This is a genomic window from Salinivibrio sp. IB643 (assembly GCF_001996105.1).
Taxonomy (GTDB): Bacteria; Pseudomonadota; Gammaproteobacteria; order Enterobacterales; family Vibrionaceae; genus Salinivibrio; species Salinivibrio costicola.
Map to the genome: position 1 here is coordinate 16,181 of NZ_MUFF01000005.1, position 13,676 is coordinate 29,856.

The following is a 13,676-nucleotide window of genomic DNA, read 5'->3' on the forward strand; positions in this document are numbered from 1 at the left end:
AAACGCTGACATAAGCGTATGAACTTTTAAATGTCGCTGACATACGCTTGACAGATTGTTCTCCGAACACCGCTACATTCTGTGCCATCTGAAAAAGCAGTATTAAGGCACACTATGAAACCTATCGCTCTCGGTCTCCTGCTCGCACTTGGTCTCACGACTCAAGCGGTGGCGCAAGAAAAAACCAGCATCTCGGCGGGTCTCGCCGTTGATCAACAACTAAGCGCTGTACTGGAAATCGACGATCAATACCGTTTTACCCTCGGCAATGATGGCACCGCATTTGATTATCTTTTTCAACAAGGCACTTTTGATAACCCCGATGTCCCGGTTGATTGGTATGTAGGCGCCGGTGGCTGGGCGGAGTGGGACGACGACTATGGCGTTCGTTTACCGATAGGATTAGATTGGGAAATCACCAAGCAGATCACTGCCTACGGCCAAGTCCATCCAGAGCTTAACTTCCACGGCGGTCCAGAGTTGCAACTTGGCGGCGCGCTGGGCGTGACGTATTCGTTTTAGATAAACCTATGCTCATCACGCCAAACCATGCACATCAGCGAGCCTTATTAGGGCTCGCTCTCATTTAAGGATGATGTATCATCCAGCTATTGCATCCGGCATGAAGAAAATATGTCGTTGTCGGGCTGATAGACACGCGTTTTTATGTCCATCACGCCAAGTAACGAATGAAAAATATTGTCGTGGGAGTAATGGTCTTTCTCCATCGCTTTTTCGCGCAAACACGAGGCATTGAGAGACTTGGCTTACTTAAAACCATCCGAGAGCCATACCATTAGCGGTACTTTCTTTTGATAATCAAGAGCAAAGCGATACGGAAGACCATGCAAGTAAACGCCATTTTCACCCAGTGATTCACCATGATCAGAGACGTACATCATCGCGGTATTATACTGATCGCTTTTATCTTTCAGCGTTTCAATCACTTTGCTCAACACATAGTCCGTATAACGGATGGTGTTATCGTAGCTGTTGATGATAATTTCTCTTTCACAGTTTTCGATATCTGAGCGCGCACAGTCAGGCTGAAAATACGCCATGTCTTTAGGGTAACGCTGAAAGTACGTTGGACCATAACTACCAATGGGATGTAAGAATATGATCCGATTACCTTGCATTTCATCGATATCGTTGTTGATGTGTTCAATTAGGGCCATGTCGTAGCACGTACTTCCATTACACAGTTCATCTTGTCTACGCCTATCAATTTCTATTTTTTTACATTCTTAGCTACGCCCTTATCACCGCCATCGTTTTCTTTCCACAGTATATCTACACCAGCGCGCTTTAAAATATCTATTGCGTTATCCTGGTATTCGGCGCGATGCCGGTCAAAGCTTTCGCGTGGTGATAGAGAAAACATGCACGGCACAGAAATAGCTGTTGCTGTACCGCAAGACGTCACATCGAGAAATGAAATGACACCCTGAGAGGCGGTATAAGGCGTCGTTGGTCTCGTATAGCCGTTTGCTTGATAATTTTGAGATCGCGCTGTTTCACCAACGACAAAGACTAACAAGTTGGGTTTATCTTTTGAATGATGAAGAGCTAAATCTGATTGCTTCGCATCTTCCCCCACGTTTACATAAGGGATGGGAGAGGAAAAAAACCGCTCTTTTACATAGCCAGAAAGACTATAAACATATTGTGTCGGTATAATGAGTTTACGCACTTCGAGAAGTGGGCGCGGAATCATTGTTTCATTCTTACTCTGGCTCAACTTACTCTGCAAGATAAATTTCGACATTACTCCATGACACGGCGGAAACCACGCTCGCGAAAACTGAGCAAGGGAGAAAGTTCTATTTGGAGCATACTTCCAAAGTGCTTTTCTTTGGTGAGTCTATCGATGCACCTCTGCCGACTGGCACAACTGCATCCAGGCCTCGGCGGTGCGTGAGACATAGCGCTCGCCGTGCCAGACTAACCCAAGTTGCCATTCAATCGCCGGGCTTATCGGTTTCACCAGCAATAACTCACTGTCTTCCAAGCTGGCGCTGAGGCGCTGGCACAAGGGCGCAGGTAAGAACGCCACCCCAGCACCACTTTTCACCAAGGCGGCTAAAAAATCCCACTGACTGCTACGCGCGGCAATGGTGGGCTGATAACCATGCTCTTCGCAGCGGGCAATAATCCGGTCGCTTAAGGTAAATTCAGCGCTATACAGATAAAACGGCTCGTCTTTGACAGCCTGCCATGTCAGGCTTTTTTGCGCACGCCACGCGGCTTGATTAGGCAGCACAGCATAAATGGGGTGAGTTTGTAGGGGTAAGCTTTGTAAGCGCTCGGGCTGGGTATCGGTGAGCATGGTGATTGCTAGATCAATCTCACCATTAATCAATGCTTGTTCGGTGCGCCGCCCCCCGTATTCGACAATACTGARCGCCACGTTCGGATATCGCTGGCGGTATTCACGCAACACGTTGGCGTACAGCGGCCCTATCATCGGTGGCATCCCCAATCTAAGCTGGCCGCGCGCCAGTTGGTTGAGATCGTCGAGCTCGGTATTTAGCTGCTCGAACTCAGCAATAATGCTCTGCGCGCGCTGATACACCACCTCACCAGCATCGGTTAACCAAAACCGCCTTCCCTCTCGGTGCAACAACGGCTGACCCACATCTTGCTCAAGATTACGCACCATTTTGCTGATTGTCGGTTGCGTCACATGCAACGACGCCGATGCCGCAGTAAAACTCTGCTTTTCCACCAAGGCAATAAAATAGCGCAACGCACGAATATCCATAAACGGCCCTTAAAAGCTAATCATTAACCATGCCATTTTGGCATAGTTTAAATAAAAAAAAGTCACTTTATTCACTCTCTGCCAAGACGTAAACTATGAGCCATCTCACAGATTCTTGGCACGCTTTCGATGCAATTGATTAAAAACGTCTTACTTACCCTACTACAAGTCTTTGTCCTTGCTGGCATTTGGTTCTTGTCTGATTGGTTGGTCACAACCTTTGCTATTCCGCTGCCAGCCAACCTCACCGGTATGTTGCTGTTGTTAGGCGCATTAATGTTGAAAATTATCCGTGCCGATTGGTTGCGTCGCGGGGCAGCCTGGCTGTTAGCCGAGATGTTGCTGTTTTTTGTGCCGGCGGTGGTGGCGGTGGTCAACTACCAAGATTTATTGCTGCGAGAAGGCGGTAAGATCATGGTTGTACTGATTTTAAGTACCGCGATGGTGATTGCGTCAACCGCTTGGGTGGTCGATAAAGTGTATCGTTTTGAGGTTAAAATGGCGCGCCGCCGCAGTAACCATCACACGCACCACCCTGATCTAAAACCGGAGTGCTAAGCCATGATGTCTGCTTTACCTACTTGGCTTCATGCCTCGTTATTAAGCGTTACCTGCTTTTTAATGACCCTTGGCTTTTATTATATGAGCAAATGGCTGTATCGCCGTCACCCCTCCATTCTGGTAATGCCACTGTTGCTCGCGCCCTTGCTGATTGTCGCGGTAGTGGTTGGGTTTAATATCCCGTATCAAGACTACATGGCGCAATCGTACTGGCTGCTGTGGCTGCTGGGTCCAGCGACTGTGGCGTTTGCGATCCCAGTGTATGATAACCGGGCGCTTATCCGCCGCCATTGGTTATCCCTGTCAATCGGTGTCACTGTGTCGGTGCTGGTCGCGATTACCAGTACTGTGGTGTTAGCGCGGGTGTTTGAGCTGTCTGAACTGCTGCAACGCAGTTTGGCGATGCGCTCAATTACTACCCCTTTTGCCGTAGAAGCCACCAAAGCGATTGGCGGGCAAAGCGATCTCACCGCGCTGTTTGTGGTTCTCACGGGGGTCATTGGGATGGCGATTGGTGAAAGTATTTTGACCGTGATTGCGATTCGATCACGCTTGGGACGCGGCGCCAGTTTGGGTGCATCGGCCCACGGTGCCGGTACCGCTAAAGCATATCAAATTGGTCACGAAGAAGGGGTAGTATCTAGCGTGGTGATGATGATTGCCGGCATGGTCACTGTGTTACTTGCACCTGTGTTAGGCCAGTTGCTTTGGTGATCCTAACCGCTTTAATGATCCTTATATGACTTTGTACGCTATGTAATGCTATCAATAAAAAATGAGTGAGTTGATGAAAGTTTCTGCGCAGTAAGCAGGTCTTACACAGACAAACTCTGATAACGAGGCAATAATGAAACAGCGTAAGTCAATTTGGCGAGTCATCGCGTTCACAATATTCAGCTTGCTATCGATAGCAAGTTATGCGGCGGTAAAAGATACCGCCACCACAGACCAAGGCTACCAAAAGGCGACCCTCGCTGGCGGCTGCTTTTGGTGCACGGAAGCTGATCTTGAAAAGCTCGACGGCGTGATTGATGTGGTGTCTGGCTACTCAGGCGGTGAGCTGGAAAATCCCACCTATAAAGAGGTTTCGTCCGGCACCAGTGGGCATATTGAGGTGATTGATGTCACCTATGACCCAAAAGTCGTGGATTACGAACAGGTGCTGGATCAGTTTTTCCGTCATATCGATCCCACCGATGACCAAGGCTCGTTCGTTGACCGTGGCCCGCAATATCGTCCCGCGATCTTTTATCGCTCTGAAACACAAAAACAAATTTCCGCGGATTTTATGGCGGAAATTGAAGCGTTAGGCGTGTTCAAAAAGCCGCTCAAAACCGAGTTAATCCCGTTTGAGAAATTCTGGCCAGCAGAAAGTTATCATCAGGACTACTACAAAAACCACAGCATTCGCTATAGCTACTACCGCTATGCATCAGGGCGTGACCAGTATCTGGACGAGATTTTTGGTGATGATCGCAAAGACAATCCGGTCACCTTGCGTGAGATGATTGATGCGCAAAAAGCGGAAGAGATGACATCAACGAACACCCGCTACTCGCGCCCCTCGGATGAGAAAATTCGCGCGATGTTGTCAGATATGGAATATGAAGTCACCCAAGAAGATGGCACTGAGCCTGCGTTCCAAAATCCGTATTGGGACAACAAGCAAGCGGGGATTTATGTGGATATCGTTTCGGGCGAGCCGCTGTTCTCATCCACTCATAAATACAAATCTGGTACTGGCTGGCCGAGCTTCACACAGCCCATTAATGAGCAGTATGTGGTTACCAGGCCGGATAACTCCCTGTTCTACACGCGCACCGAGGTCCGCAGCAAAGTCGCCGATTCGCACCTTGGCCATGTGTTTGAGGATGGTCCCGCACCCACCGGCTTGCGCTATTGTATGAATTCAGCCGCGATGCGCTTTGTGCCCGTCGATAAAATGGCCGAGGCGGGTTATGAGGATTATCTCTATCTGTTTGAATAAACCAACCTTTGCGTGATTGGCTTGGAAACCTGCGGTAGAGTACAGCTCTACCGCTTTTTTATGCGAGGCATTGGATGCACACGATATTGATAACCGGATTTGAACCGTTCGGCGGCGAGAGTGACAACCCGTCTTGGCAAGTGGCAAAAGCATTAGAAGGCTGGCAGCCCAATGAGGAGTGCATCGTTAAAGCCGTCCGGCTGCCCTGCACCTTTGAAGACAGCTTACCGACGTTACACAGCGCGTTAGAATCGCTCAGTCCGGTGATGGTGATCGCCCTTGGCCAAGCCGGTGGCCGCGCCGAGATAAGCTTTGAGAAGGTGGCGATCAATTATCAGAACGCGCCCATTCCCGACAACGCCGGTAAGCAGCCGCATGGTACGCCGGTGGTGTCATCTGGGCCCAATGCCTATTTTTCTACCTTGCCCCTCAACCGTTTAGTGAACGCGTTACACGAAGCCCATCATCCTGCCAGTATGTCTTACACCGCGGGCACCTTTGTGTGTAACCAGGTGTTTTATGGCTTGATGCATGCGCTGGCTCATCATTCCGAGGTACGCGCCGGCTTTATTCATATTCCCTACAGCCCAGCACAAGCGTGCAAACATCGCGCCCCGAGCATGCCGGTGGCTGATGTGGTGGCAGCTATGAAGATAGTCATCGAGTTGAGTTTATTGGATGATGATGTCACCACCGTGTGTGAAGGTATGTTGCATTAACGCAGGGTAGATGGCGCTCAGACGATGAAGCTCAAACAATGACGCTTAGTAGGCGGAGCACAGTGGCGGATACCGTGCTCCCAACCTAGTCGCTTAAAACAGCCACTCAGTGACGAGATCGTTGTCGGTCAGCACGCTATCGAGAAAGGCAAACAAGTGCGCATTCATCGGTGCCGTGTCAAAAGCGCGAATGGAGGCAGGGTCTTGAATAAAGCGCTTATTAGCGGCCTCATCCTCTGGATAGGCGGCTTGCAGTAAACCTTCAACCGCCAGAGGCGTCAACTCAAGGTGGCATTGAAAGCCATACACCCGTGGTCCGTACTTCACGATCTGGCGCGGACAGCCTTCGCTGCTAGCCAGTACACGACTATTGGGTGTCAGCCCCGGCATATCATGGTGCCAATGGCCCACAATTTCTTGTGGGGCAAAATGCGGCATATGCTCATCAATATGGCCATCTTCAGTTAACTGGATGGGGAAATAACCAATCTCAGGCTCAGGACTTTTCTGATACGGCGCGCCCAAGGCTTCACCAATCAGTTGCGCACCGAGGCAAATCCCCAATACCGCACTACCTTGCTCGATACACTGCTTAATCAGCGCTTGCTCACGCTGGCTATCAAAATGGGGGCACTCAGACTGTGGCGTATTTGGACTTTGCGGCCCGCCGAGTACCACTAGCAGATCAATGCCTTCACCGCTTTCCGGCAATGGCTCGTCCCGATATAAGTGACTGGTAGTCACATGATAAGCACGCTCATCACACCAACCTAAAATAGCACCTGGGCCTTCAAACGCCTCGTGAATAACAAGATGGACGCGCATTCCTCTCTCCTTGGGATTTGTTTTAGGCACGATGGTGCTAAAGCATACTATATTGAGCCGCGGCCTCAAGCCTTGCCCACCACGAGTGGAGGCCTCGCTAGAAACGCTTGAGTCAACAACTGAAACAGCTGTTCGGTTGTCGGCAGTTCATCTAGGTGCGCCGACAATGGGGTATGCACCTCGGCCTCAATGCGATCGGAGTAACCACAAAGCCGATTACACAGCGATACAGGGGCAACAATATGTTGGCAATCGGCATCAATCAGCAGGCAAGCCTGCGCCAGCATTACCGTTTGTTTGGCTGCGCCCATGCCTGCACCCGCGCCTAAACGCAGAATACGTTGAGCGGTTCCCACCACTTTTTTGCCGGCAATATTGAGGTTGTAGTCACCATCACAATACGATCTGGGCGTATCACCCACCGTGGTCGTAATGCCTAACTGGTGGAAAAAAGACTGTAAAATGGTGCAAAAATACTGGTAAGCCGTCTGGATATGATACGGCGTGTTAGCCGGCCACACCGTCAGATAAGACACGTTAATCACGCCGGGCAGTTGCGGCACCGGCGCGCCGCCAGTTCGGCGGCTCTGTACTTGCCACCCTAACGCTGATAGGGCGCGGAGTAATTCAGGGGTTTGTGGCCATTTTTGGCCCGCCGGCAGCACCAAGGTTTGCGCATCCGGCTGCCAAAGCAGTAATGCCTCGTTGAGCTCGCCCTGCTCTATCCGGCGGATCAGCGCCTGCTCTTTATCGAACGCAGACGCCACCGACAGCGAGGGATAACGCAAAATCGTTTTTTGAGTCGCCATCATGCACCTGCTGTCGTTATATTCCTATTATTCGACTGTTAACCGAACAAACGCTGCCAAATGCTTGGGTTGCGTTTGTCGTGGTACTCTTCACGCAAGGCATCGATTTGGCGCATGCCTTGTTTTGCTTGGTCGAGGTCACCTTGGCTCAGCGCCGTCTCAATCTCATCCAGGGTCACCGCCAGTTTATCGAACCCTTCCATAAAGGTATCCGCTTTTTCTGGTGGGTAGCTGCCGGCTTTGGCTTGCGCGACCAAGGTTTCTAATTTCGCGACCGGTACTTGCATCGCTTCAATGCTTTGTGCACTGGCGGCTTCTTTGAAGGTCATTTTCATTTCTTTCATGATCGGCTTGAGCTCAGTGGCTGACACGTTCAGCGACAGCAACACCGCCACCGCGCTCATAAGTATAACTTTCTTCATTTTTGCTCCATGTAATTGTTTTTTAGCAATAATAATGCGCCATTATATTACTCACTTCTCACGGCATTGCCTAGCTAAGAAGCGTAAAACAATGTAAAGCACTTACACATCTCGCATCCAGGTGGTATGATTAATTGCAAATGATAATGATTTTAAGTTAGATAATATGAAACAGCCTAGCTCTCACCTCACTCACGTTATTGATACCCAAACCGTCACACCCAATATGCAACGCTTGACCTTACAAAGCGACGCATTCGCGAACTTCCCCGCTGACTGTGAAGGCAGCTATATCAAGTTACTGTTTGATAAAGCGGGCAGCACGGATCTGAGCGGAGTAGCAGAAGGCGAGCGCCCCGTAATGCGTACCTACACCATTCGCCGCTTTATGCCTGGCCAGCAACAAATTGAGGTGGATATGGTTCGCCACCAAATCGAACGAACCGACTGTGGCTTTGCCGCGCGCTGGGCACTGAATGCCCAAGTAGGTGATACCATTAACATTGCCGGCCCTGGAACGATTGCGCCGATTAATCGCGATGCGGACTGGTTCTTTATGGCGGCCGATATGACCGCGTTGCCGGCACTATCGGCCAAGATCAAAACCCTACCTCGCGATGCCAAAGGCTATGCGGTGATCCAACTCGATACCGAAGAGGATACTCAACCACTCGACGCTCCCACAGGCATGGAGATCATTTGGCTAACTACCCCGACGTTGGCCGAGACGGTAAAAGCACAGCCTTGGTTAGCCGGGCAAGTGTCGGTATGGTGTGCCTGTGAATTTGAAAGCATGCGCGCACTGCGCCAATACTTCCGCAACGATCGTGATGTTGAGCGCGAGTTTATCTACATCAGCAGCTATTGGAAAAATGGCGTAACCGAAGAAGGCCACAAAGTGATCAAGCGCGAAGATGCAGAGAACAATCAGTAGGCCYAAACACCTAGTTTTTATCGACATTGAGCGTGCTTATCGCGTCTCTAACCGCATAAAAAAAGCGCCGATAGCGGCGCTTTTTTCGATCTTCAATGTTTAGTCGTCAACTTAGTTACCCTGCTTATCGAGCAAATCAAAGAAGAAGGCATATTCCAGTGCGTCTTCTTTAATACGCTTAAAGCGTCCCGATGCGCCGCCGTGGCCGGCTTCCATGTCGGTTTTAAACACCAGCGTATGGTTGTCGGTTTTCAGCTCACGCAGTTTCGCGACCCATTTCATCGGCTCAAAGTACTGCACTTGTGAGTCATGCAAGCCTGTGGTGGCCAACAAGTTGGGGTAGTCTTGCGCGCTGACATTGTCGTACGGTGAATAACTGAGCATGTACTCGTAGTAGGTTTTGTCATTCGGGTTGCCCCACTCGTCATACTCGTTAGTGGTCAGCGGAATCGACTCATCCAACATGGTGGTGACAATATCCACAAACGGCACATGCGCGGCCACCCCTAAATACAGCTCTGGCGCTTGGTTGATGATCGCCCCCATTAACAGACCACCGGCTGAGCCGCCGACGGCAAATACCTTGTCTTTATCGCCATAGCCTTGCGCGGTGAGCGCTTGGGTCACATCAATAAAGTCGTTAAAGGTATTCTTTTTGGTAAGCTTTTTACCATCGTCATACCAAGGACGACCTAGCATTTCAGAACCGCGAATATGCGCAATCGCAAACACAAAGCCGCGATCCAACAAGCTTAAACGCGTGGTGGAGAACGTGGGCTCCATGGTGGCGCCGTATGAACCATAGCCGTATTGATAAAGCGGATTAGTGCCGTCTTTTTTGAAGCGGTCTGTGCGATACACCAAAGACACAGGCACCTGCGCACCATCACGTGCGGTGATCATCACCCGCTCTGACTGGTAGTTGTCCGGATTGAAATCGCCCAGCACTTGGTTTTGTTTGAGCATTTCACGCTCGCCCGACGCCAAGTCAAACTCGTAGTAGGTGCCCGGCGTGGTCAAGCTGGTGTAGTACACACGCACAGCGGTATTATCCATTTCTGCGTTGCCCGTCAGATAAGCCGCATAAGCCGAATCATCAAACTGCAACGGATATTCATCACCGTTAATCAGGTTTTGCACCGTGGTACGCGGCAAGCCATTTTCACGCTGCTCGTACACTAGATGGTTGTCGAACAGGGTGAAATCAACCAACTGCACCTTATCGTTTGGCGCGATCACATCTTGCCATTGGCTGCGATCGTCACGCTCGCTTTGGTGTACCTTCATCAAGCGGAAGTTGACTGCTTGGTAGTTGGTATAGATGTAATACCACTCGCCACGCTTCGCCACTTCATATTCTATGCCGGTTTCTCGCGGATAAAACGTTTGGGCGGTAGCATTCGGATCATTGGCATCCACGAGCGATACGCCGCTGGTTTCAGTGCTGGCGTGCCAAATAAAGATTTGTTCACCGTCTTTGCTTTTGCTCAAGCCGGTGTAGTAGCTGGTATCGGTTTCTTCGTAAATTAAATCATCAGCGGATTGTGGAGTCCCCAAACGGTGGCGATACACCTGATACCCTAGCAAGGTTTGCGGATCTTTTTTGATGTAGTAAAAGGCTTGGTTGTCGTTCTGCCACACAATACTGCTCGAGGCGCCTTCAACCTTATCATCGAGGTACTCACCGGTAGTGAGGTCTTTAACTTGAATGGTATAAACGCGGCGGCTGAGAGTATCTTCTCCATACGCTAATAGGTTTTCGTTTGGACTGACGCTCAGTTGGCCAATGCTGTAAAACTCATGCCCTTTTGCGAGCGCGTTGACATCCAAAATCACCGTTTTGTCGGTGCTCGCAAAGTCTTTCGCACGCACATAGGTGCGATATTCATCGTCGCCTTCCACTTCACTGGAATAGAAATAACTACCTTTTTTTACGGGCACCGAGGCATCGTCTTTGACGATACGCCCTTTGATTTCATCGAATAGTTTGGCCTGCATTGGCTCAGTGTGCGCGAGCACCTGATCGGCATAGGCGTTTTCTTGATTAAGATGAGCGATCACATCAGGATCTTGGCGTGCATCGTCACGCATCCAATAGTAGTTATCCACGCGCGTGTCGCCGTGAATGGTCATTTCATGAGGGATTTTTTTCGCGACAGGCGCACTCAGTTCGCCTGGGCTGGAAGCTTTCACGTGTGACTCTCCTTGAAAACTGCACCCTGAGAGCAAGGACACCGCCAGTGCTCCGGTGAGTAAAATGTGTCGGGACATACTTTTCCTTCAGGTTTATTTAGCCATAACAGTAATTTAACAAACAAGCATCCTATTAATGACCTGAGGGCATCAAGCAAGTTCCAATAAACAATGTTCTTTTTATCGTTCGCCAAATGACTGACTGACACATCGTTTCTTAATACCAGTCCATGTTTTAAGCCTAAAAAAGCTAATTCTTATCTTTTAGCTATAAAAGGCTAATTATAGAAAAGTGAGGCTTTGTGTGATCACAATGCCCACTAATGTCGTGATCACTACCGACAATAACGAACCAATTAAAACGTATTCGGTTAGGCTGCGATCGGCAGAACGCGTCAGCTCACCAAAGCGGAAAATCGACTTAGCTGCCAGGACAAAACCGACGGCCGTATAGCTGCCAAGTAAGGTAAAGGTCAGGATCAAAATACGCTCTAAATAGCCAATCAACGCTCCCGCAGCCACGAGGCCATGATAATCGTGTTGATGATCAGAGGGTGAATCCAACGTGACCGTAAAGCGCTGTAACACATGACCAATCAATACTGATGTCGGCTTTAAGATCAATAAATAGCCCGTGCCAATTACGACGATCTCGCTAAACAGAGGCATCTCGGTCAGTCCAATCCAAGGCGGCTGCGCCACAAAACTCAGGGCAATTAGCCCTAGTACCACAAGGTGTATGCCTTGGCTCACCGTGAAACGGACCAGTGATGACTGCGCGACAAGTTGACCATCAAGCACGGCCACTACGCGCTTGGTGATTATGCCAACCGCCAATACGCCCAACAGCGGCGAGATGTTTTGAGTCCAAAACACCGCAGGCACCAGTAAACATAAACCGTAGAGGAGCGGTCCTACCGTCCAATCCATTATTCGCGCGCGTGGTGTCGATTTCGTCCACCAATTCGTAGGCTGTAGATAGAAATCATAAATAAGATGAGTTAGTAACAAGGGAACCAGCAAAGAAAGGAAGGCCATCATACGTGTGCCCCCACAGTTTGCTGAAACTCGGCCAACAATGCCTCAATAAGCTCCCAGCCCGCCGCTTTAAGGGACTTACTCACGGTTGCATTCGCGACCCCAAGCGCGGCCGCTAACTCGCCGTACGCAAGTGGTTGATCACGCTGTAATAAAGGCAACATCATTTCGCATTGACGAGATGTCACATCGCTGAGTTGCCGGTCAAGATAACGGATCAGCAATGCAAATCTGTCTTCAAGATCGGTATTGGCGCAGAAAAAAGCCAGCCGCTGGTTTTTCATTGCTTTTAAGCCACGACCAGATAACACAAAAGCCTGTCCCATTGACTCTGACACCGACTCACGCAAATCCGCTTGCTCGGCAATCGCAAAGCTGATGCGACAATCAAACGGTTTTCCCAGTGCTTTGATGGCGACACGATACATCACGACATAGTGAAGCGCGTTCGCCACATCATGGATCACAGATTGAAACTCATCACCGCGTATAATGCTGTGCTGATTAGCGCGATGCGCTTGTGAAATATGGGCTTGTATGGTTTTGATTTGCGCGAGTACTCGCTCATACTCATCTCGATTTAAGGCAGTCGAATCCACCAGATCGCCACTGATCACCGCAATGGGTGACTTGCGTGCTGTCGCCATCATTCATCCCTGTTAACCAATTCCGTCAAATTTAGCTTTTTTTGGCAAAAAATACAAATTTACCCATAAATAGCAAAAAGATAGTTCCCCTTGCAGCATTTTCAACAGGGTACTTTTCCCCACACCGTTCGCACCCGTCACGCCAACATGCTCACCATGATGTAGCACTATGCTCGCATCTTGGTACAACACTTTATCCTCAATTTAGAAACGGATGTTTTCAATCACTAATAAGCTCATGTTTCTTATCCATAAAAAAAGCCGGTAACAAGTACCGGCATTTCGTCATCATTAAAATGGATGCATTCTGCTGTGATCAGAATGCAAAAAGGCCGGTGATGGAGCATCACCGGCCTCACTCTCTATCGCGTCTTTACATCAGATACTGGAAGCCCTGCGAAGAGTACGCATGGCAATACCTGATGAAGATGTGATGTTAAGCTCCGAGCAACACTTCATCGTGTATTTGCGCGGAGCCAAGCCTTCTTACGAAGTTCTTAAATAGAATATAAATCATCATAGAGAGTCGAAATATCAACATGAGCGTCGGAGGATAATGAACCTCATCGGTGAAGTCAATTTTGTGCATGAAATCTAAATATGCATACATCAAGCGATATTAGGTATATGCTTGGCGTCATGAGGGACGCTTTCCAGTGCCGAGACGTACACTTTAAAGGTATTTTTTCCATCATACTTCGCCTGATAAAGCGCATCATCGGCTTGGGCCAACAACACCTTGACCATCAATCACTGGTTCGAACACGTCAGCACAAT

The 13,676-nt window shown here is 49.4% G+C and carries 15 protein-coding genes and 1 pseudogene; 6 read left to right on the top strand and 10 right to left on the bottom strand.

Annotated features, from left to right (window positions below; genetic code table 11):
• Positions 1-114 precede the first annotated feature (114 nt).
• On the top strand, positions 115-522 hold the full coding sequence (locus BZG77_RS03125) for a hypothetical protein (RefSeq protein WP_077646152.1): 408 nt from the start codon (positions 115-117) through the stop codon (positions 520-522).
• 86 nt (positions 523-608) lie between these two features.
• On the opposite strand, the pseudogene BZG77_RS03130 reads toward BZG77_RS03125, so the two are convergent.
• Together BZG77_RS03130 and BZG77_RS03135 are read right to left on the bottom strand one after the other, a co-directional pair.
• Positions 609-1,693, bottom strand: a pseudogene (locus tag BZG77_RS03130) (phosphoethanolamine transferase); the annotation flags it as partial.
• Positions 1,694-1,864: 171 nt separating this feature from the next.
• A complete protein-coding gene (locus tag BZG77_RS03135) occupies positions 1,865-2,764 on the bottom strand; it encodes a LysR family transcriptional regulator (RefSeq protein ID WP_077646153.1) in 900 nt (299 codons plus the stop codon).
• 129 nt (positions 2,765-2,893) lie between these two features.
• Between BZG77_RS03135 and BZG77_RS03140 the strand changes: the two genes are divergently transcribed.
• The 4 genes from BZG77_RS03140 to pcp all read left to right on the top strand — a co-directional run bounded on the left by BZG77_RS03140 (position 2,894) and on the right by pcp (position 6,031).
• Positions 2,894-3,322, top strand: a complete 429-nt coding sequence (locus tag BZG77_RS03140; protein WP_077646154.1) for a CidA/LrgA family protein — start codon at positions 2,894-2,896, stop codon at positions 3,320-3,322.
• A gap of 6 nt (positions 3,323-3,328) precedes the next feature.
• Positions 3,329-4,039 (top strand): LrgB family protein, encoded by a 711-nt coding sequence (locus tag BZG77_RS03145; RefSeq protein WP_077646231.1) that lies wholly within the window; start codon positions 3,329-3,331, stop codon positions 4,037-4,039.
• 133 nt (positions 4,040-4,172) lie between these two features.
• Complete coding sequence (gene msrB / locus BZG77_RS03150; RefSeq protein ID WP_077646155.1) at positions 4,173-5,312, top strand: peptide-methionine (R)-S-oxide reductase MsrB; 1,140 nt, start codon at positions 4,173-4,175, stop codon at positions 5,310-5,312.
• A 74-nt stretch (positions 5,313-5,386) separates the two neighbouring features.
• Positions 5,387-6,031, top strand: a complete 645-nt coding sequence (gene pcp / locus BZG77_RS03155) for a pyroglutamyl-peptidase I (protein ID WP_077646156.1) — start codon at positions 5,387-5,389, stop codon at positions 6,029-6,031.
• 93 nt (positions 6,032-6,124) lie between these two features.
• Here the strand turns inward: pcp and BZG77_RS03160 are convergent, their stop codons facing one another.
• From BZG77_RS03160 to BZG77_RS03170, 3 genes are all read right to left on the bottom strand, one after another.
• Complete coding sequence (locus BZG77_RS03160; RefSeq protein WP_077646157.1) at positions 6,125-6,856, bottom strand: glutamine amidotransferase-related protein; 732 nt, start codon at positions 6,854-6,856, stop codon at positions 6,125-6,127.
• 65 nt (positions 6,857-6,921) lie between these two features.
• Positions 6,922-7,665 carry a lipoate--protein ligase family protein gene (locus tag BZG77_RS03165; RefSeq protein ID WP_439438230.1) on the bottom strand — a complete coding sequence of 248 codons (744 nt, stop codon included), beginning with the start codon at positions 7,663-7,665 and terminating at the stop codon, positions 6,922-6,924.
• A gap of 38 nt (positions 7,666-7,703) precedes the next feature.
• Complete coding sequence (locus tag BZG77_RS03170) at positions 7,704-8,087, bottom strand: cytochrome b562 (RefSeq protein WP_077646159.1); 384 nt, start codon at positions 8,085-8,087, stop codon at positions 7,704-7,706.
• A 166-nt stretch (positions 8,088-8,253) separates the two neighbouring features.
• Between BZG77_RS03170 and BZG77_RS03175 the strand changes: the two genes are divergently transcribed.
• Positions 8,254-9,021, top strand: a complete 768-nt coding sequence (locus BZG77_RS03175; RefSeq protein ID WP_077646160.1) for a siderophore-interacting protein — start codon at positions 8,254-8,256, stop codon at positions 9,019-9,021.
• 111 nt (positions 9,022-9,132) lie between these two features.
• Here BZG77_RS03175 and BZG77_RS03180 read toward each other — a convergent pair whose 3' ends face one another.
• The 5 genes from BZG77_RS03180 to BZG77_RS14820 all read right to left on the bottom strand — a co-directional run bounded on the left by BZG77_RS03180 (position 9,133) and on the right by BZG77_RS14820 (position 13,646).
• Positions 9,133-11,292, bottom strand: a complete 2,160-nt coding sequence (locus BZG77_RS03180; RefSeq protein WP_077646161.1) for a S9 family peptidase — start codon at positions 11,290-11,292, stop codon at positions 9,133-9,135.
• Positions 11,293-11,496: 204 nt separating this feature from the next.
• Complete coding sequence (locus tag BZG77_RS03185; RefSeq protein ID WP_077646162.1) at positions 11,497-12,255, bottom strand: DUF3307 domain-containing protein; 759 nt, start codon at positions 12,253-12,255, stop codon at positions 11,497-11,499.
• Complete coding sequence (locus BZG77_RS03190; protein ID WP_241844092.1) at positions 12,252-12,899, bottom strand: hypothetical protein; 648 nt, start codon at positions 12,897-12,899, stop codon at positions 12,252-12,254. Before BZG77_RS03190 ends, BZG77_RS03185 begins: the two co-directional genes overlap by 4 nt.
• Positions 12,900-12,911: 12 nt before the next feature.
• Complete coding sequence (locus BZG77_RS15020; RefSeq protein WP_338012818.1) at positions 12,912-13,091, bottom strand: ATP-binding cassette domain-containing protein; 180 nt, start codon at positions 13,089-13,091, stop codon at positions 12,912-12,914.
• Between the two features lie 417 nt (positions 13,092-13,508).
• On the bottom strand, positions 13,509-13,646 hold the full coding sequence (locus BZG77_RS14820) for a hypothetical protein (RefSeq protein ID WP_021024498.1): 138 nt from the start codon (positions 13,644-13,646) through the stop codon (positions 13,509-13,511).
• Positions 13,647-13,676: the final 30 nt, after the last annotated feature.

Bases quoted from the DNA above. Each gene is read 5' to 3' on its own strand.
- BZG77_RS03180 (WP_077646161.1), bottom strand. From the start codon at position 11,292: ATGTCCCGACACATTTTACTCACCGGAGCACTGGCGGTGTCCTTGCTC.
- BZG77_RS03160 (WP_077646157.1), bottom strand. From the start codon at position 6,856: ATGCGCGTCCATCTTGTTATTCACGAGGCGTTTGAAGGCCCAGGTGCT.
- BZG77_RS03185 (WP_077646162.1), bottom strand. From the start codon at position 12,255: ATGATGGCCTTCCTTTCTTTGCTGGTTCCCTTGTTACTAACTCATCTT.
- BZG77_RS03190 (WP_241844092.1), bottom strand. From the start codon at position 12,899: ATGGCGACAGCACGCAAGTCACCCATTGCGGTGATCAGTGGCGATCTG.
- BZG77_RS03170 (WP_077646159.1), bottom strand. From the start codon at position 8,087: ATGAAGAAAGTTATACTTATGAGCGCGGTGGCGGTGTTGCTGTCGCTG.
- BZG77_RS03175 (WP_077646160.1), top strand. From the start codon at position 8,254: ATGAAACAGCCTAGCTCTCACCTCACTCACGTTATTGATACCCAAACC.
- BZG77_RS03125 (WP_077646152.1), top strand. From the start codon at position 115: ATGAAACCTATCGCTCTCGGTCTCCTGCTCGCACTTGGTCTCACGACT.
- BZG77_RS03145 (WP_077646231.1), top strand. From the start codon at position 3,329: ATGTCTGCTTTACCTACTTGGCTTCATGCCTCGTTATTAAGCGTTACC.
- pcp (WP_077646156.1), top strand. From the start codon at position 5,387: ATGCACACGATATTGATAACCGGATTTGAACCGTTCGGCGGCGAGAGT.
- BZG77_RS03140 (WP_077646154.1), top strand. From the start codon at position 2,894: ATGCAATTGATTAAAAACGTCTTACTTACCCTACTACAAGTCTTTGTC.
- BZG77_RS14820 (WP_021024498.1), bottom strand. From the start codon at position 13,646: ATGGTCAAGGTGTTGTTGGCCCAAGCCGATGATGCGCTTTATCAGGCG.
- BZG77_RS03165 (WP_439438230.1), bottom strand. From the start codon at position 7,665: ATGGCGACTCAAAAAACGATTTTGCGTTATCCCTCGCTGTCGGTGGCG.
- msrB (WP_077646155.1), top strand. From the start codon at position 4,173: ATGAAACAGCGTAAGTCAATTTGGCGAGTCATCGCGTTCACAATATTC.